The following is an 18,148-nucleotide window of genomic DNA, read 5'->3' as shown; positions in this document are numbered from 1 at the left end:
CGGGCCCCCGGTCGGCTCCGGCGCGGTTACCCGGGCGGCGGGCGGGCGAACGTCCGGCGCCGCCGGACGGGCGCCGCCGGCGGCGCGGCCCGGGACGGTCCCGCCGAAACCACCCGTCGCGGCCGGTCAGACGCCCGACGGCCAGCTCTCGGCCTCGGCGGGCACCGGCCGGGTGGGCAGTGGCCGGACCGCCCGGGAGGTGTCGAACCAGCAGAAGGCGTCGTAGCGCTCCCCGAGCACGGTGGGCACGTAGTTGCCCGGACTGTCCCGCCCCGACCGGTAGACCACGCCGATGGCCCGGTGGTCGATCTCGTGGGTCAGCAGGTCGGGCCGGCCGTGGCGGGGGAAGACCAGCAGCGCCCGGTCCGGTGCGGCGGCGTGCAGGGCGTCCTCCAGCGTGTGGCGGCGTGCCGGCGGGACCATCATCGTCTCCATGGGCGCGCCCCAGGCCGGGCCGGCCGTCACCGTGCCGGCGTGGGTGCCGAACCCGACCAGCACCACCTGCTCCGGCCCGTACCGCTCCCGGGCCAGCTGGCCGATGTTGACCTCGCCCGCGTCGGCCATGTCGGTGGCCCGGGCGTCACCGACGTGGGTGTTGTGCGCCCAGACCACGGCCCGGGCGCCCGGGCCGTAGTGGTCCAGGAGCCGGTCGAGGGTGTCGTCCATGTGCCGGTCGCGGACGTTCCACGACTCCCGACCGCCCCGGACCATCGCCCGGTAGTAGCGCTCGGCGCCGGCCACCACCTCGGCGTTCTGCCAGGCGCCGAAGTGGTCCGGCCCGTCCGCCGCCGCCCGCTCGCGGAGCCCGGCCAGCAGCGCGACGACCTCCTCCTCACAGCGGTGCGGGACCAGGCGGGTGGCCAGGGCGTACCGCTGGGGATCCTCGTCGTACGGCTCGAAGCAGCGGTACGCGGCCAGCGCGGCCGGCACCTGGTCGGGGTCGTGCTCCCGCAGCCAGGTGAGGATCTCCCGGAGCGACTCCCAGAGCGAGTAGACGTCGAGGCCGTGGAAACCCACCCGCTCGGCCTCGCCCACCCGCGCGTTGTGGTCCCGCAGCCAGCGGGTGAAGTCGGCGACCTCCTCGTTCGCCCACATCCAGGTCGGCCAGCGCTCGAACGCGGCCAGCGCCGCGCGCGGGTCGGCCGGTGCCTCGGGGCGGCAGCGGACGCTGCGGTCCACCCGGTCGCAGTCGGGCCAGTCGCCCTCGACGGCGACGAACGAGAAGCCCCGCTCCTCGACGAGCCGGCGGGTGACGGCCGCCCGCCAGGTGTAGAACTCGTGCGTGCCGTGGGTGGCCTCGCCGAGCATCACCACCCGGGCGTCGCCGACCCGGTCCAGGAGCGCGTCCAGGCTGCCCGGGCCGGTCAGCGGGGTCGCCAGCGCGGCCACCTCGTCGTCGTAGCGTCCCATCCCGGCGCCGTACCCGCTGCCCCGCGGGCCATGCCCCGCCGGGGACGCGCGTCGGCGTCCGTGCGGGTGGCGGGCGCCGATCCCGGCGGTGGACGGGCCCGGTCCGGGCGACGATGAACCCCATGGGATTTCGGGCGGGAGGTGGCCAGGACCTGCTGGAACGGCGCGAGGACGTGCGGCAGGCCAACTTCCTGGAGCTCTTCGTCGACCTGGTGCTGGTGTTCGCCCTGTCGGGCGTGGTGCGCCGCGTGGTCCGCGACATCACCGCCGACGACCCGGTCGTCCGCTGGCGGTCGTTGACCTACCTGCTGGTGCTGGCCATGCCGCTCGTCTGGCTGTGGATCACCACGGCGCACATCACCAGCTGGTTCGACCCCCGCCGCCGCAAGATCCAGTGGCTGGTGCTGGTCAGCGCGTTCGGCCTGCTGGTCATGGCGGCGTCCCTGCCGGCCGCCTTCATCGGCCGTGGCTGGGCGTTCGTGCTGCCGTACGTCATCCTGCTCTGCGGCCGGCCGCTCGTGCTCCTGCCGAGTGTGCGCGGCCACCCGCTCGGCCGGCTCTACCTGCGCTCGTTGCTCTGGTGCGGCGGCGGCGCGGTGATCTGGGTCGCCGGAGTGCTGGCCAGCGGCGGCGCCCGGGCCGCGCTCTGGGGGATCGCGGTGACCGTGGACATCGTCGCCGCGCAGCTCCGGTGGCCGGTGCCCGGGATGGCCCGTCCGCCGGTCAGCGCCTGGGCCATGGACAGCGGCCACCACCTGCCGGAGCGCTACCAGCAGCTGCTGTTGATCGCCCTCGGCGAGACCGTCCTCGCCGTCGGCATCACCTTCACCGACCAGCCGATCGGCCCGGACACCGCGGCCACGCTGGTGGTCGCGTACGTCTCGACGGTGCTCCTGTGGCGCATCTACTTCTACCGCTCCGGCCAGGTCCTGGCCGAGGCGGTGGCCGCCGCGGGGGACCGGCTGGCCGCCGGCCGCGCCACCGGTGTCGCGCACATCGTCATGGTGATCGGCATCGTGGCCACCGCCGTCGGCTTCGAGGTCGTCCTGGAGCATCCCGCCGGGCGGCCCCAGCCGGCCTGGCTGGCCGTGATCCTCGGCGGCCCGGCCCTCTTCCTGTACGGGCGCATCCGCCTGGAGCGGGTGGTGTTCGACCGGCTCTCGATCCGGCGCGTCGGGGCCATCGTGGCCCTGGCCGCCGCCGCGGTACCCCTGTACCTCGCCGCGACGCTGGCCGCCGCGGTCGTGGCCCTGCTGGTCCTGCTGGGCGTCGCCGTCGCCGACGCCCGGAACGCGGCCGGCCGCCCGCCGGAGCGGCCGTCGCCGGCCCATTGAGACGCCGCGCCGGCGGGTCCCGGAACGGCGGGGCTCGGATCCGCCGGGAGAGCTGGCTAGGCTGCCGGCATGGCAGACGACACCCTGCCGCGCGTGGCCGCCGAGCCGGCCGCACTGTCGACCGCCGAGCCGTCGGCCCCGTCGACCGCCGACTCCGTGGTGGCGGCGGTCCGGCAGGTGCTGGCGACGATCCCGGCGGGCTGCACCTGGCTGCTGCCGGTACGGGCACCGGACGGCACGGTGGTCGACTTCGTGGTGGCCGCCGTCAGCGCACAGGGGCGCGACGTCCACGGGCGGGGCGCCGGGCGGGTCGGCCAACCGCTGAGCACGCTGTATCCCGGGATGGTCGCCGGCGTGCTGTGGCAGGCGTACCAGGAGGTGCTGGCCACCGGCGAGCCCGCCCACCTGCCCGACTTCCGCTACGCCGGCCACGGCGCGGGGGTCGTGGCCGACTCGGTCTTCGACGTGAGCGTGCACCGGGTGCTGGGCGGCCTGCTGGTCTGGTGGCAGCGGCTGGACGAGCACCGGCTCCGGCTGGCCCGCACCGAGCTGCTCGGCAGCCTGGGCTGGGCGGAGTACGACCTGGTCACCGGCGGCACCGAGTGGTCACCGGGGATGTACCGCATCTTCGAGCGGGATCCGGCGCTGGGCCCGCTGTCCCGGGCCGATCAGCGCGCCGCGCTCCTCCCCGCCGACCACGGTCTGCGCGAGGCCGCCTGGCAGACGCTGGACAGCGGCGCGGCGTCGGACGTCACCGTGCGGTTCCGCGCGGGCGGGACCGTCAAGCACCTGCGGATCCTGTCGGACGTGGCCCGCGACGAGGCCGGCACGCCGGTGAAGGTCTACGCGGTGGTCCAGGACGTGACCGGGCGGGAGGACTCGCGGAGCGCCATCGAGCAGCTCCGCGACCAGCTGCGGAGCCGGGAGACGACCGCGCTGGCCGAGCACCGCCTCGCCGGGCAGCTCCAGAACCTCATCCAACCGGTGCCCCGCGAGCCGGTCGCCCTGGCCGGCCTGGAGGTGCTGGTCGGCTACCTGCCCGCGGAGAGCGCGCTGCGGGTCGGTGGCGACTGGTACCACGCCGAGACGATGCCGGACGGATCGGTCGTGCTGGCGGTCGGCGACGTGGCCGGGCACGGGCTGGAGGCGGCCAGCGGCATGGCCCACCTGCGCTTCGCGCTGGTCGCCTGGCTGTCGATCGGCATCCGCGACCCGGCGGCGCTGCTCGGGCACATGAACCGGCTCTGCGGCCAGCTGGAGATCACCGCCACGGCGGTGCTCGCCGTCTTCGACCCGGCGACCCGGCGCCTGGCCTGGGCGCGGGCCGGGCACCCGCTGCCGATGCTGTCCCGGGCGGGCACGACCGGCGACCTGGGCCGGCCCGCCGGGATGCTGCTGGGCGCCGACCCCGCCGCCCGCTACCCGATGCTCACCACCGAGCTGCGCGGTGACGACGTGCTGCTGCTCTACACCGACGGCCTGACGGAACGCCGCGTCGGGAACCCGGAGGACCAGGTGGCGGCGGTGCGTGCGGCCCTGTCGGGGTTCTCGGGCCGGCCGGGGCCGCGACACCTGGCCCGGCTGCGCGACGCCCTGCACCGGCCCAGCCCGGACGACGACACCTGCACCCTGGCCGTCCGCGTGCTGCCCTGAACGTCCTCGGCGCACCGGGTGTCCTCGGCGCGCCGGCGGTCAGCCGGTCGTGTCCCCGGGATGCCGGAGCAGGTCGCCGACGCCGGTCAGCTCCAGCAGGGCGGCCACCGGTCCGGTGGCGTTGACCAGGTAGAGCCGGCCGTCCGTCGCCCGCGCCCGGTGGTGCGCCGTCACCAGCGCGTGGATGCCGGTGGAGTCGAGGAACTCCACCGCGGCCAGGTCGACCACCACGACCGGGGCGTCGTCCACGGCGGCCAGCAGCGTGCCGGTCAGCCGGTCCCGGGCGGCCAGGTCGCACTCGCCGGCCAGCCGGACCACCGTCCGTCCCGGCTCGCGGGAGGTCCTCGCCTGGAAGGACGCCATGGGCAGCCACGCTCTCTCGCCGGCACCGGCCTGGTCGGCGCCATCATGCCACCTTTCGGGGCGCCGGTCGCCGGCCCGTGGCGCGCGGGTTCGCGTCGATCGCGACGATGCGGCGTCGACCCTCATCGACATCCGGTCGCCACCTCCATAGACTCCGGTCTTTCTGGTACCACGAGTCCAGGGAGGACCCACGTGTCGAGCGAAACCCGACCGCACGTCGCATCACCACTGCTGGCCCGTCTCGCCGGGGTGGCGGTGGTCTCCGCCGCGCTGGTCGCCACCGGTGGCGTCGCCGCCTCGGCGGCGACCGCCCAGCCGGCGCCCACGAAGGGCCCGTGCGCGTACACGCCGACGCCGGACGAGCCGGCCGCCCGGCCGGTGCCGCTGCCGCCGGACCCCCGCCGCACGCCGGACCGGGGCACCGTCCGGGTCACGCTGCGGACCAACCAGGGGCCGATCGGGCTGACCCTCGACCGCGAGCAGGCCCCGTGCACCGTGCAGAGCTTCCTGCACCTGGCGCGGCACCGGTTCTACGACCGGACGCCCTGCCACCGGCTCACCGCGTACCCGACGCTGACGGTGCTCCAGTGCGGTGACCCGTCCGGCACCGGCGAGGGTGGGCCGGGCTACCGGTACGCCGACGAGTTGCCCACGGACCTGCCGCCGGCGCCGACCGACCCGACCGGGGTCCGCCGCCTCTACGCCCGGGGCACCCTGGCCATGGCCAACGCCGGCCCGGACACCAACGGCAGCCAGTTCTTCCTGGTGCAGTCCGACTCGGCGCTGCGCCCCAACTACACCGTCTTCGGCTCGATCGACGCGGCCGGGCTGGCCACGCTGGACCGCATCGCGGCCGGCGGGATCGCCGCCACGCCGGAGGACCCGGCGCCGGTCGACGGCGCGCCGGCCCTGCCGGTGGAGATCTGCAAGGCCACCCGGGGCCGCTGACCCGCGCCCGGCGCGGAAAGCCCGGCCGGGTCGGCTCTCCGCCGCCCAGGCCGGGCGTCCTCGGTGCGGTGGGTCAGCGCTGGGCGCCCGCCGTGGCGGGAGCCGGCCAGCTGCCGGTGAAGATCTGCGGCGTCGTCGCGCTGCGGGCGGCGGCGAAGCCGAACAGCTGGTCGACCCGTGCGGCCTCGGCCGAGCTCGGGTACGGGTTGGTGCAGCTGGTGCCGGCGCTGCCGCCGGACATCAGGATGGCGCAGTTCCCGTTGTAGTTGTCGGGCAGGCCGAGGATGTGCCCGATCTCGTGGGTCACGATCCGCAGCGGCGAGTACTGCTGCGCCTGGTAGTAGTCGATGACGACGCGGCCGTTGCCGAGGCTCGTGCGCTGGGCGTACGAGCCGCCGCCGTAGGTGTAGTAGATCATCAGGTTCGAGCCGCACTGCGCCATGTTGATGTTGTTGGTGCGGTTGTTCCAGATCGAGGCGGCCTGGACGGCGTAGCTGGCGAACGGCCCGGCCTGGCTGGTGTTGTAGCAGACGTTGCGGACGGCGGCGGCGGCCGGCGCCGCGTCGACGGTGACGGTGCCCAGCGCCGCCAGCGCCGCGGTGGCGACGGTGGCGAAGAACCGGGTGACCTTGGGTAGACGCATCGCTCACTCTCCTTGTGGGACGGGGTCGAGCGGGGACCGGCCCAGCCTATATATCGACCTGCATCGATATCAAGCATTGACGTCAATCACTTACGTGCGTGGACCGGCATGATCCGTCCGAATTGGGGGTAGAAGGACATCTCTGCATCTCGACCGCGGGAAGGAGGGCGGTCATGCCGTATCCCAACGGATCCGACGGACACCGGAGGGCCACCCCGCCACCGGCCGGCGTCCCGCCCATGTACGTGCGGTACCTGCGCGACCGGCTGCTGGAGGCCGAGGCCGGCCTCACGGCGATGAGCGAGCGGTACGAGCGCACCAAGGCCGGTTTCGACCGCCGCTACGCGCGCCGGGGCATCACCCCCGAGACCGACATCGTCGGCTACGTCAACGCCAAGGCTTTGAACCCGGAGCTCAAGTTCTGGTACGCCAAGGTGGAGCACTTCCAGCGCGAGCTGGCCGCCTACGGCGCCGCGCTGACCGGGTTGGCGGCGGCCGACCAGCTGCTCGCCGCGGAGGGCCCGCGGATTCCCGCGGACCGGCAGCGGGTCCGCACCGGCCGGCCGAACCTGAACCGGGTCGGCTGACGAGTCGCGGGCGCGGCCCGTGCCGGTAGCCTGCGTCGATGACGCACGAGCGGGAGATCACCGAGCCGGTCGACCTGTGCCGGCCGGACGGGCGGTTGAACCCGGCGGCGGTGGGCTGGAGCCGCCGGCCGCTGCACCGGGCCAACCTGCGCGGCTGGGGGCGGGGCAAGCGCTGGGAGCACTGGGGCGTCGTCACCCCGACGCACATCGTCGGCCTCGTCGCGTCGTCGCTGGACTACGCCGGCGTGCACAGCCTCTACCTGCTCGACCGCCGCAGCGGGATCGAGCGGACCATCGAGGCGGTCGTCCCGTTCGCCCGCGGCGCGGTGCTCCCGCCGGTCAGCGGCGCGGGCGCCGTGCGGGCCCGCGGCGGTGGTCTGGTCGTCGAGGTCGACCAGCGCCCCGACGGCAGCACCGTCCGGGCCACGGCGCCCGGCGTCGAGGTGGACCTGGTGGTGCCCCTGCCGCCGGGGCACGAGTCGCTGGGCGTGGTGGTGCCGTGGAGCACCCGGCGGTTCCAGTACACGCACAAGGACGTCGGCCGACCGGTGCGCGGCACGCTCCGGGTGGACGGCACGGCGTACCCGGTCGACAGCGAGTCGTTCGCGGTGCTCGACCACGGTCGCGGCAAGTGGCGGTACGCGGTGAGCTGGAACTGGGCCGCCGGCTGCGGGCCGGGCCGGGCCATCCAGCTCGGTGGCCGGTGGACCGACGGGACCGGCGTGACGGAGAACGCCCTGTTCCTCGACGGGCGGCTGCACAAGATCGGCGCGGACCTGGCCTGGAGCTACGACCGCGCCGACTGGCTGCGGCCGTGGCGCGTCACCGGCGACCGGGTCGACGTGACGTTCCACCCCTTCCACGAGCGCGTGGCGCGCACCAACCTCGGCGTGCTGGCCGGGGAGACCCACCAGTGCTTCGGGCACTTCTCCGGATGGGCCGCCACCGACGACGGCGAGCGGGTGGATCTCGACGGCCTGGTCGGCTGGGCGGAGGAGGCCCGCAACCGCTGGTGACGGCGGATCCCCGCCGCGCCCGGGCCGGCGCGACGGGGATCACGGCCGGTGCTCAGGCCGGCAGCCGCCAGACCTGGTTGGCGCCGCCGAAGCAGTCCCAGATCTGCAGCCGGGTGCCGTTGGCGGAGCTGTTGTCGGTGGCGTCCAGGCACTTGTTCGACTGCGGGTTGCGCAGGGTGCCGTTGGACTGCGCCTGCCAGACCTGGGCGCCGCTGCCGTTGCAGTCCCAGAGCTGCACCTTCGCCCCGTTGGCCGTGGAGCCGCTGGTCACGTCGGCGCACTTGCCCAGCGCCCGCAGGGTGCCGTCGCCGGCCACCGTCCAGCTCTGCGCGGCCGTGCCGTTGCAGGTGTAGAGCTGGATCGCGGTGCCGTTGGCCGTGCCGGCCGCGGCGACGTCGACGCACTTGCCGCCGATGCCGGTGATCGGCCCGGTCCGCCCGCTCGGCGACGGGGTGCCGCCGCCCATGACGGTGTCGTAGATGGCGCTGACCAGCGAGGTCGCGCCGGTGGTGTCCTGGGACAGCTCCCAGTTCATCATCCCGCCCGCGTTGGCCAGCGCCCACTGGGTCTTGCGCTTCACGGTCGGTACGCCGTTGTAGCACTGCTGGGCGCCGCTCACCGTGGTGCAGTCCCGGTTGGCGTTGGCCGGGTCCATGCCGACCAGCGCCGAATAGGTGTAGTAGCCGGGCCGGCTGTAGAAGGGCACGCCGAGCACCGCCTTGGCGGCGGGCAGGCCGCGCGACTTCCACAGGTTGACGCTGCTGATCGACCAGTCGTAGTTGGCGTGCGGGCTGCCGCCGTCGTACGCCATGATGTTCAGCCAGTCGACCGAGCCGAAGACCGCCGGCGGCACACCGTCGACGTAGTAGCCCTCGGAGACCACGGCGGCGGTGAGCAGCTTGCCGCGGCTGTGCAGCGCGCTGCCGAGCTGCTGCATGAGCGCGGTGTAGTTGTTGGCCGAGGCGCCCGGGTCGGGGTACTCCCAGTCGATGTCGACGCCGTCGAGGTTGTACTGGTTGACGAAGTTGACCACGTTGGTGACGAAGGCGCCGCGGGCGCCGGAGTTCGCGGCGAGCGCCTCGAACGCGGAGTCGTTGCCGTCGTTCCAGCCGCCGATCGCGATCGACACCTTGACGTTGTTGGCGTGCCCGAGCGACACCAGCGAGGAGAGCTTGCTGGGGTTCTCCACCGGGCGCAGGCTGCCGTCGTTGTTGGGCAGCGCGAACGCGTAGTTGATGTGGGTGAGCTTGCCGTACTGGATGCTGTTGACGCTGCCGCTCCAGGACGGCATGTAGCCGACGCTCTTGAAGTTGTTCGGCAGGACGACGGCCTCGGCGGCGGTCGGCGTGAGGGCGAGCGTCGCCGTGGCGGTGGCCAGCGCGAGCAGGCCGGCGGCCACGGAGGAACGGCGGGGGCGCGGTGCGGTCATCGAGGGCCTTCCCGGTGCAGGGGGCGCCGTACCGCCCGGCCGGCGCCGGTCGGGGCCGGCGCCGGCCGGACGTACGGGTCGGACAGGGGTGGTCTTCCTCGAGGTAGGCCAAATATTAAAGAACATTAACTAAGTCGTCAACGATGTCTTTCGATGGCTCAGCCGGAGTGGACCTCCAGCTGGGCGAGCTGGCCGGCCGGCCAGCCGGTGTTGCCGGTGAAGCGGACCTGCACGTACCGGGCCGGGGTGGCGGCGAAGGCCAGCGTCACCTGGTTGCCGGTCGCCGGGTCGAACACCCGGCCGGCGGCGGCGACCAGGGTGCTCCAGCCTCCGCCGTCCGTGCTGCCCAGCACCGAGAGGGTCTGGGTCCGCGCCTGCCAGACCGCCGACGGCGGGAGCCGGAGCACGACCCGCCCGACCGGGGTGGCCGCGCCGAGGTCCACCTGGACCCACTGCGGGAAGGCGTTGTTGGCGCTTTCCCAGTAGGTGTCGGGGTTGCCGTCGACCACGTTTCCGCTGCCGTAGCTCTGGGTGTGGCTGCTCTCGGTCGTCGGCCGGCCCCGGGCCAGGTCGGTCGGCGCCGCCGGGTCGGTGGTCACCGTGACCGCGTTCGAGGGCGCCGAGACGGCGCCGGCGGTGTCCCGGGCGACGACCGTGAAGGTGTACGTGGTGGCCGGCGTGAGCCCGCTGACCGTGGCCACGGTGCCGGTGACCGAGGCGACCGTGCCGCCGCCCTGGCGTACCTGGTAGCCGGCTATCCCGTCGGCGTCGGTGGCCGCGGCCCAGGCCAGCGACACGCTGGTGGCGGTCCGCCCGGTCACCGCCAGGCTGCCCGGGGCGGTCGGCGGGGTGGACGTGCCGGTGGCCGCGTACACCTCGACCTGCGCGAGTTGGGCGGCGGGCCAGGCGGTGTTGCCGGCGACGGTGACCCGGACGTGGCGGGCCGTGGTGGCCGGCACGGTGACGGTGGCGGTGTTGCCGGACGCCGGGTCGAACCGGACGCCGGCCGACGCGGCCAGGGTGGTGAAGGTGGCGCCGTCGGTGCTGCCCTGTACCGACAGCATCTGGGTCCGCGCCTCCCAACCCGGCGGCACGGCGAGGACCAGGCGGGTCACCGGGTGGGCGGCGCCCAGGTCCACCTGCCACCACTGCGGGAAGGCGCTGCTGCCGGACTCCCAGTAGCTGCCCCGGTCGGCGTCGACGGCGTTGCCGGCGACGAACGGCCCGTTCTGGCTGCTCGCGGATGCCGGGCGGCCGGCGGCCAGGTTGCCGCCCGGCGGCTGGCCGCCCCCGGCGACCGGCGGGGTCGGCCGCACCGCGGTCAGCGCGAGCTGGCCCTTGAGCATCCGCCCGCCGTCGGCGGTGATCCGCAGGTAGTAGTCGGCCGAACAGAAGGTGCCGTCCTCGTCGAGCGCCCGGATGCCGGCGCCGGCCGGGATCATCGCCGCCGTCTCGCTGGTCTTGGCGATCTGGTTGCCCTCGTTGAACTCGTCGAACATCGACACGTAGAGGCCCTGCGCGCCGAGCCGCACCATGTTGTAGAGGTGCCGCCAGTAGAAGTCGCCGTGCCGGCGGTGACCGGCGGACAGATCGCCGGGCATCACGCAGGGCTGGTAATCGATGCCGTGCGCCACGCAGTCGGCCAGGTCGGGGACGTTGACGTTGGTGTGGAACCAGTCCAGCCCGTCGAGGGTGCCGGTGCGCCCGACCATCCACGGCGAGAGCATGTGGAAGGCGTGGTAGACGTCGGTGAAGCCGGGCCGGGAGTCGTTGATGCCCTGCCGCCAGTAGGTGGGCACCCCGCCGATGACGTAGCATCCCTGCGCCCGGAGCCACTGCACGACGTCCAGGCAGGCCGCCGGGGTGAACGGGCGGCCGTCGTCGTTGAACCCGAACCCCCAGACGCAGACCACCGGCCGGCCGTTCTGCCGCGCGTACGCCGGTGAGGCGGTGTGCGCCGACATCCGGGTCGTCCAGTCCTCCTTGAGCTGGGACTGCATCGCGGTCCAGCCGGTGACGTCGTACATGACGTAGAACTTGCGGCCGAACCGCTCGGCGGCGGAGCGGACCTTCGCCGCCATCGCGTCGCGGGTCGGTCCCTCGTCGCCGAACGGGTTGAACCGTTGCAGCGCCGCGGTGTCGCAGCCGTACTCCTGCATCCAGCGGAAGTGGGTGTCCACGGTCTGCTGGTCGTAGGAGGAGAAGAGCGTGGCGGGCTGGCCGCTGCCCAGGTTCGGGTAGGCGGTGGGGTAGCCGCGGGCGTACTCCCGCATGTCGGGCCAGGACACGATCGTGGTGTTGGCCGGGGAGGGGGCCTGGAACCGGTCCCGGCTCCAGTGCCACCAGCCGCCGATCGGCGCGCCGTCACCGGGGCAGCTGAACCAGCCCTGGTAGCCGACGGAGACCTTGCCGACCACGTCGCCGGGAGGGCTGGCCGCGGCGGCGGCCCGGGTGAGGGTGGGCGCCAGGTCGGGGAGCGCGGCGAGGGCGGACCCCGCCGCCACGGACCGGATGAGGGTACGGCGGGTGAGCGCCATGAGGACCGCTCCTTCGGGGAAGGAAGAAATTGACGGTCATCATGGCAGCGCGCGACACTCGATCGCAATACTTAAACAAATCGATGAAAAGTCAGCGCAGGCGTACCGGTCCGGCGTCGATGCGCACGCGGAACAGGGCGTACGGCTTGCGCCGCAGGTCGGTGCCGCCCTGGTACTTCGCCTGCCGGTGCAGCTGGTTGGCGGTGACGTAGAGGTGGCCGTCGGCGGCCACCGACATCGTGTCGGGCCAGAGCAGCCGCGGGTCGTGCACCACGGTCTCGAACTCGCCGTCCGCCCGGCGGCGCAGCACGGCGTTGTGCTCGTAGGAGGTCAGGTAGAACGCCCCCGAGTCGTCGGTCTCCAGACCGTCCGAGCCGCCGCCCTTGTCGCCCTCGTCCACGACCGTGGCCGCCACCTGCTCCTCGCGCAGCGTCCGGTCGGCGAGCGCGTCGGTCGCCACGCTGTACCAACGGCGCGAGGCGAGCGGGCAGTAGTGCAGCCGGGAACCGTCGGCGGAGATGGCGATGCCGTCCGAGCCCATGGCGACCGGCTTCGGCGGCCCGTCGGCGGGGCGCTCCAGGAACGGCCGGCCCTCGACGACCGGCCGGAACGAGTCCAGCGGCTCCGCCTTCGTGGACGGGTGGTCGTGCAGCCGCCGCCACGACGCGCCCGTGGCCAGGTCCACCACGACGATCCCGTTCGGCCCCGAGTCGGAGGAATCGGTGAGGTACGCGAGGCCGGCGTCGCCCCGGCGCAGGTCGAAGCGCACGTCGTTGAGGTACGTGGTGGGCAGCACCACGTCGGTCGGGAAGGTGATCACCTGCCCGACGGTGTCGGTGTCCAGGTCGACCCGCACCAGCTTCGGCCCGCCCGGCTTCGTCGGCTGGAACATCGGGCTGCCGGTGTCCACCACCCAGAGCCGGTCCGCCGGGTCCACCACGATGCTCTGCACCGAGACGAAGGCGTGCGCGTCGTCGTCCCCGGACGGGCTGTTCCAGGACTCGTCCGGGAAGGGCGCCTCCCGGCCGTCGCGCAGCTCGACGACGGTCGCCGGCACCTCGTCCCCCCACTGCGGGAAGTTCACGAAGACCCGGCCGGTGTGCGACACGCTGACCCCGGTCGGCATCGGCCCGGTGAAGGTGTGCACGAGTTCGAGGTCGCCGACCGGCTCGCCGCCCATGGGTCCGTTCATCCGCCGCTCCTGACTGTGTGAGGCCCTCGGCCTTCCCGCCGAACCGGGGCGCAAACGGGGATGTCCCAAACCGCCGAAGGGGCGGCCCCGGATCGGGGCTGCCCCTCGGCGTCGCTCAGGAGACCGAGGCGGGGAACCGCTCCCAGACCCGGTGCGCCGCCATCAGCTGCTGCACCGTCCCGAAGACCTCGGCGGCGGAGTCGCCGGTGACCACACCGGGCGTGCCCGCCACGCCGGCCTGGCGCAGCACCTCGGCCCCGGCGCCCCACGCGCCGATCGCCTTGGCGTGCCGCCAGGCCTCCTCGACCAGCAGCAGCACCCGGGGGTCGATGGTGGCGGAGCCGGCCGCTCCCGCCTTGGCGTCCCGGGCGGGCAGCGCGTCCGGCGCGGGCGCCGGCGCCCCGGCCAGCAGGACCGCGTCGAACTCCACCGACCGGCCGGTGGCGAAGGTGCGCTGCACCGGCAGGTCGCCGACCGTGCCGCCGTGCGCGGCGACCAGCAGCGGCACCATGCCGGCGGCGAACACCGCCCGCCGGACCTCGCCCACCCCGTCGAGGTCGCTGTCCGCGTCCACCACGATGCCGACCATCCGACCGTCCGCCGGCCACTCCCGGCCGACCTGCGACAGGGCCGGGCTCGGCTGCACCTCGGCCAGCGGCACGGTCGGCTTCGGCGCCGGCAGGCCCAGGCCCGTGGCGACCTGCTCGCACAGCACCGGGTCGATGTTGGCCAGGCACTGGAGCTGGCGCTCCTTGATCGCCTGGTGGTGGCACTTGCCCAGCTCGAAGGTGTACGCCCGGATGATGTGCTCCTTCTCCACCGGCGACATGCTCAGCCAGAACAGCCGTACCTGGCTGTAGTGGTCGTCGAACGAGGCCGGGGCCGCGCGTACCTTGGGGGCCTCCGCGACCGTGACCGGCGTGTCGACGAACGCGTTCTCGCGGTCGCCGGCCGGGAACGGGTTGCCGCCGTCGAGTGAGTTCGGCCGGTAGGGCGCCACGCCCGCGTGCACCGCGTGCTGATGGAAGCCGTCCCGGAGCATGTCGTTGACCTCGGCGTGCGGCCGGTTGATCGGGATCTGGGTGAAGTTCGGCCCGCCCAGCCGGGTGAGCTGCGTGTCGAGGTACGAGAAGAGCCGCCCCTGCAACAGCGGGTCGTTGGTGACGTCGATGCCCGGCGGCAGGTGCCCGAGGTGGAAGGCGACCTGCTCGGTCTCGGCGAAGAAGTTCCGCGGGGTCTGGTTGAGGGTGAGCCGGCCGACCGGCTGCACCGGCGCCAGTTCCTCCGGCACGATCTTCGTGGGGTCGAGCAGGTCGATCCCGGCGAAGGTCTCCTCCGGGGTGTCCGGGAAGACCTGGATCCCCAGCTCCCACTCCGGGTACGCGCCGGCCTCGATGGCGTCGTAGAGGTCGCGGCGGTGGAAGTCCGGGTCGATGCCGCTGATCAGCTGCGCCTCCTCCCAGGTCAGGGAGTGCACACCCAGCTTCGGCTTCCAGTGGAACTTGACCAGTACCGTCGCGCCGGCCTCGTTGACCAGCCGGAACGTGTGGACCCCGAAGCCCTCCATGGTCCGGTAGGAGCGGGGGATGCCGCGGTCGGACATGTTCCACATGGCGTGGTGCTGCGCCTCGGTGTGCAGGGAGACGAAGTCCCAGAACGTGTCGTGCGCGCTCTGCGCCTGCGGGATCTCCCGGTCCGGGTGCGGCTTGCCGGCGTGGATGATGTCCGGGAACTTGATCGCGTCCTGGATGAAGAACACCGGCATGTTGTTGGCGACCAGGTCGAAGGTGCCCTCGTCGGTGTAGAACTTCGTCGCGAAGCCGCGGGTGTCGCGGACCGTGTCCGCCGACCCGCGCGAGCCGAGCACCGTGGAGAAGCGGACGAAGACCGGCGTCTCCCGGCCCTTCTTCAGGAAGCCCGCACGGGTCACCTCCTCGCCCGTGCCGTAGCCGACGAAGACGCCGTGTGCCCCGGCGCCGCGCGCGTGCACCACCCGCTCCGGGATGCGCTCGTGGTCGAAGTGGGTGATCTTCTCGCGCAGGTGGTGGTCCTGGAGCAGCACCGGGCCGCGCGGACCGGCCTTGAGCGAGTGGTCCGTGTCGCGCAGCCGGGCACCGTTGGCGGTGGTGAGGTAGGCGCCCTGCTGCCCCTTGGCAATCTTCGGCACGCCGGTCTCCGCGCCGGTCGGGGTGCGGGTGTCCGGGGCACCCTGTTCCTCCTTCGGCGGCAACGGACCGTGCGGCGTCGTCGGCTCCTCGAAGGACGGTGGGACGCTGCCCGGAGCGCCGGGCACGTCCGGGGTCAGGACGTCGGCGACCTTTCCGGCGGCGGCCTCCACGACGTCCTTGACGACCTTGGCGGGCTTGCTGGAATCCATCAGGACCTGTCCTCCATGCGGGGTAAACGACCAGGCCCTCAAGGCCCTACCCTCGCCTCAGGTGGGCAAACGCGGACCACTCGGGCGGGCGGGAGCGTTCGCTCCCGGCCCGAGAACCGCGACCCGTCAGGGCTGCCGGGGCACGGCCACGGCCGTGACCACCAGCCCGTCGGCGACCAGCCACCGGCCGTGCAGCTCGGCCAGCGGCGGGCCGCCGTCGACGCGGGTGGCGTCGACCAGCACCCGGGCCGTGAAGCGCCCCCCGGCCGGGTCGACGAACAGTTCGGCGTCGTCGAAGCCGAGCCAGCGCCCGGTCAGCGGGTACCACGCCTTGTAGACCGACTCCTTGGCGCTGAACAGCAGCCGGTCCCAGTGCACGTCCGGCCGGGCGGCGCGCAGCCGGGCCAGCGACGCCGGCTCGCCGGCCGTGGTGACCACCCCGGCCACGCCGTCGGGCAGCGGCTCGTGCGGCTCGGCGTCGATGCCGAGCCCGGCCAGCGCGGTGTCCCGGGCGACGGCCGCGGCCCGGTAACCGTCGCAGTGCGTGATGCTGCCCACCACGCCGGCCGGCCACCGCGGCTCCCGCTTCGGGCCGGGGCGGATCGGCGCCGGGGCGTAGCCGAGGCGGGTCAGGGCCTCCCGGGCGCAACGACGGGCGGTGACGAACTCGCGGCGGCGGGCCTCCACGGCCCGGGCGAGCAGGTCCGCCTCGCCGGGATGGGGAACCTCGCCGGGGACGTCGGCGAACGCCTCGACGGCGACCGCCGACGGCGGGAGCAGCGCCTCGATCACGCGGCGCCGCCGAGGACGCGCCGCATCGGCCGGGGCTCGCCGCCCCGCCGGCCCCACTCGCGCGGGTAGCCCAGCGAGACCTCCTCGAAGCGGACCCCGTCGTAGTGGGTGGTCCGGGGGATGTGCAGGTGCCCGTAGACCGCCACGGCGGTGCGGTACCGCAGGTGCCAGTCGGCCGTGCGGTCGGTGCCGCACCACTGGGCGAACTCCGGGTACCAGAGCACGTCGGTGGGCTGGCGGACCAGCGGCCAGTGGTTGACCAGCACGGTCGGCAGCGCCGGGTCGACGGCGGCCAGCCGCCGCTCGGTCGCGGCGATCCGCTCCCCGCACCAGGACTCCCGGTCGGGGTGCGGGTCGGGGTGCAGCAGCATCTCGTCGGTGCACACCACCCCTGCCGCGTACGCCGCCCGCAGCGACTCCTCCTTCGTGTCGGTGCCGGGGGCGCGGAACGAGTAGTCGTAGAGCAGGAACAGCGGCGCCACGGTGACCGGCCCGTCCGCGCCGTGCCACACCGGATAGTCGTCCTCGGGAGTGAGCACGCCCAGGTCGCGGCACATCGCGACCAGCGCGTCGTACCGGGCCCGGCCGCGCAGGGTCACCGGGTCGGCCGGGTGGGTCCACAGCTCGTGGTTGCCGGGCACCCAGACGACCCGGGCGAACCGGTCGCGGAGCTGCCGCAGCGTCCGCTCGACGTCCGCGAACACCTCGCCGACGTCGCCCGCCACGATCAGCCAGTCGTCCGGGGACTCCGGCCGCAGGCCGTCCACCACCGCGCGGTTCTCGGCGTACGACACATGAAGGTCACTGACCGCGAACAGCGCACCCGTCACCCGGCCGATCTTGCCAGCGCCGCCGCCCGTCCGGTAGGCGCGGACGCGGCGGTGTCGGAGGTCCGACGCGGAACGGTCAGGCGAGCAGGTCGGCGAAGCGGTCGGTGGCGCGGAGCAGTTCCCGGGCGATGCCCGGCTCGGCGGCCGAGTGGCCGGCGTCGGGCACGATCCGCAGGTCGGCCTCCGGCCAGCGGCGAGCCAGGTCGTACGCGGACACCGGCGGGCAGCACAGGTCGTAGCGGCCGTTGATGATCACGGCGGGCAGGTGGCGGATCCGGTCCACGCCGTCGAGCAGTTGCGTCCCGGTGAGGAACCCGCCGTGCAGGGCGTAGTGGGAGAGGATCCGGGCGATCGGCAGCGCCTGCTCCTCGGCGGTGAAGTGGGCGAGCACCCCCGGGTCGGGACGCAGGGAGGAGTTGACCGCCTCCCAGCGCCCCCAGGTGACCGCGCAGGCCCGGGCCTGCGCCTCGTCCGGCCCGTGCAGCCGCCGGTGGTACGCCGCCAGCACGTCGTCGCGCTCGGCGGCGGGGATCGGGGCGACGAACCGCTCCCACTCGTCCGGCTGGAGGTGGCGCAGGCCGCCCTGGTAGAACCAGTCCCGCTCGCTGCGGCGCAGCAGCAGCACCCCGCGCAGGATCAGCCCGGTCACGCGGTCCGGGTGGGTCTGGGCGTACGCCAGGCCCAGGGTGACGCCCCACGATCCGCCGAACACCAGCCAGGAGTCGATCCCCAGCCGTTCCCGGATCGTCTCCAGGTCGGCCACGAGGTGCCAGGTGGTGTTGGCCCGCAGCTCACCGAACGGGGTGCTGCGCCCCGCGCCGCGCTGGTCGAACAGCACGGCGCGGTAGCGCCGCGGGTCGAAGAACCGCCGTGCCGCCGGCACCAGGCCACCGCCCGGCCCGCCGTGCAGGAAGACCACGGGTACGCCGTCCGGCCGCCCCACCTCCTCCACGTACAGCTCGTGGCCGTCACCGACGGCGATCCGGTGGGTGGCGTACGGCTCGACGGGCGGGTACAGGCGTGGCTCGGTCATGCCG

At 73.9% G+C, this 18,148-nt stretch carries 15 protein-coding genes; 5 read left to right on the top strand and 10 right to left on the bottom strand.

Annotated features, from left to right (window positions below; translation table 11 throughout):
• Positions 1-126: 126 nt before the first annotated feature.
• Positions 127-1,410 (bottom strand): erythromycin esterase family protein, encoded by a 1,284-nt coding sequence (locus tag RMN56_RS01945; protein WP_376787265.1) that lies wholly within the window; start codon positions 1,408-1,410, stop codon positions 127-129.
• Between the two features lie 122 nt (positions 1,411-1,532).
• On the opposite strand from RMN56_RS01945, the gene RMN56_RS01940 reads away from it, so the two are divergent.
• Positions 1,533-2,744, top strand: coding sequence for a low temperature requirement protein A (locus RMN56_RS01940; protein WP_313722134.1), 1,212 nt, complete (start codon positions 1,533-1,535; stop codon positions 2,742-2,744).
• Between the two features lie 69 nt (positions 2,745-2,813).
• Positions 2,814-4,397, top strand: coding sequence for a PP2C family protein-serine/threonine phosphatase (locus tag RMN56_RS01935; protein ID WP_313722132.1), 1,584 nt, complete (start codon positions 2,814-2,816; stop codon positions 4,395-4,397).
• Positions 4,398-4,436: 39 nt separating this feature from the next.
• Here the strand turns inward: RMN56_RS01935 and RMN56_RS01930 are convergent, their stop codons facing one another.
• Entirely contained in the window at positions 4,437-4,760 is a 324-nt protein-coding gene (locus RMN56_RS01930) for an STAS domain-containing protein (RefSeq protein ID WP_313722130.1), read from the bottom strand.
• Between the two features lie 192 nt (positions 4,761-4,952).
• Here RMN56_RS01930 and RMN56_RS01925 point away from each other — a divergent pair, with 192 nt between their 5' ends.
• A complete protein-coding gene (locus tag RMN56_RS01925) occupies positions 4,953-5,708 on the top strand; it encodes a peptidylprolyl isomerase (RefSeq protein WP_313722128.1) in 756 nt (251 codons plus the stop codon).
• 73 nt (positions 5,709-5,781) lie between these two features.
• Here the strand turns inward: RMN56_RS01925 and RMN56_RS01920 are convergent, their stop codons facing one another.
• On the bottom strand, positions 5,782-6,351 hold the full coding sequence (locus tag RMN56_RS01920) for a snapalysin family zinc-dependent metalloprotease (RefSeq protein WP_313722127.1): 570 nt from the start codon (positions 6,349-6,351) through the stop codon (positions 5,782-5,784).
• Positions 6,352-6,524: 173 nt separating this feature from the next.
• Between RMN56_RS01920 and RMN56_RS01915 the strand changes: the two genes are divergently transcribed.
• Both RMN56_RS01915 and RMN56_RS01910 read left to right on the top strand, forming a co-directional pair.
• A complete protein-coding gene (locus RMN56_RS01915; RefSeq protein ID WP_313722125.1) occupies positions 6,525-6,938 on the top strand; it encodes a hypothetical protein in 414 nt (137 codons plus the stop codon).
• A gap of 38 nt (positions 6,939-6,976) precedes the next feature.
• Entirely contained in the window at positions 6,977-7,954 is a 978-nt protein-coding gene (locus RMN56_RS01910; RefSeq protein WP_313722123.1) for a DUF2804 domain-containing protein, read from the top strand.
• 52 nt (positions 7,955-8,006) lie between these two features.
• On the opposite strand, the gene RMN56_RS01905 is transcribed toward RMN56_RS01910, so the two are convergent.
• From RMN56_RS01905 to pip, 7 genes are all read right to left on the bottom strand, one after another.
• Positions 8,007-9,383, bottom strand: a complete 1,377-nt coding sequence (locus RMN56_RS01905; RefSeq protein WP_313722121.1) for a glycosyl hydrolase family 18 protein — start codon at positions 9,381-9,383, stop codon at positions 8,007-8,009.
• A gap of 158 nt (positions 9,384-9,541) precedes the next feature.
• A complete protein-coding gene (locus tag RMN56_RS01900; RefSeq protein ID WP_313722119.1) occupies positions 9,542-11,920 on the bottom strand; it encodes a galactose-binding domain-containing protein in 2,379 nt (792 codons plus the stop codon).
• Positions 11,921-12,011: 91 nt separating this feature from the next.
• On the bottom strand, positions 12,012-13,112 hold the full coding sequence (locus tag RMN56_RS01895; RefSeq protein WP_313722117.1) for an L-dopachrome tautomerase-related protein: 1,101 nt from the start codon (positions 13,110-13,112) through the stop codon (positions 12,012-12,014).
• 115 nt (positions 13,113-13,227) lie between these two features.
• Entirely contained in the window at positions 13,228-15,489 is a 2,262-nt protein-coding gene (locus RMN56_RS01890; RefSeq protein ID WP_313722115.1) for a catalase, read from the bottom strand.
• A gap of 126 nt (positions 15,490-15,615) precedes the next feature.
• A complete protein-coding gene (locus RMN56_RS01885) occupies positions 15,616-16,281 on the bottom strand; it encodes a 4'-phosphopantetheinyl transferase family protein (RefSeq protein WP_313722113.1) in 666 nt (221 codons plus the stop codon).
• Positions 16,278-17,111, bottom strand: a complete 834-nt coding sequence (locus RMN56_RS01880; RefSeq protein ID WP_313722111.1) for a metallophosphoesterase family protein — start codon at positions 17,109-17,111, stop codon at positions 16,278-16,280. Before RMN56_RS01880 ends, RMN56_RS01885 begins: the two co-directional genes overlap by 4 nt.
• A 76-nt stretch (positions 17,112-17,187) precedes the next feature.
• Entirely contained in the window at positions 17,188-18,144 is a 957-nt protein-coding gene (gene pip, locus RMN56_RS01875) for a prolyl aminopeptidase (RefSeq protein ID WP_313722109.1), read from the bottom strand.
• Positions 18,145-18,148: the final 4 nt, after the last annotated feature.

The organism is Micromonospora halotolerans (genome assembly GCF_032108445.1).
Classification (GTDB): domain Bacteria; phylum Actinomycetota; class Actinomycetes; order Mycobacteriales; family Micromonosporaceae; genus Micromonospora; species Micromonospora halotolerans.
Note: the sequence above shows the minus strand (reverse complement) of the source record. Positions and strands in the feature narration are given on the sequence as shown.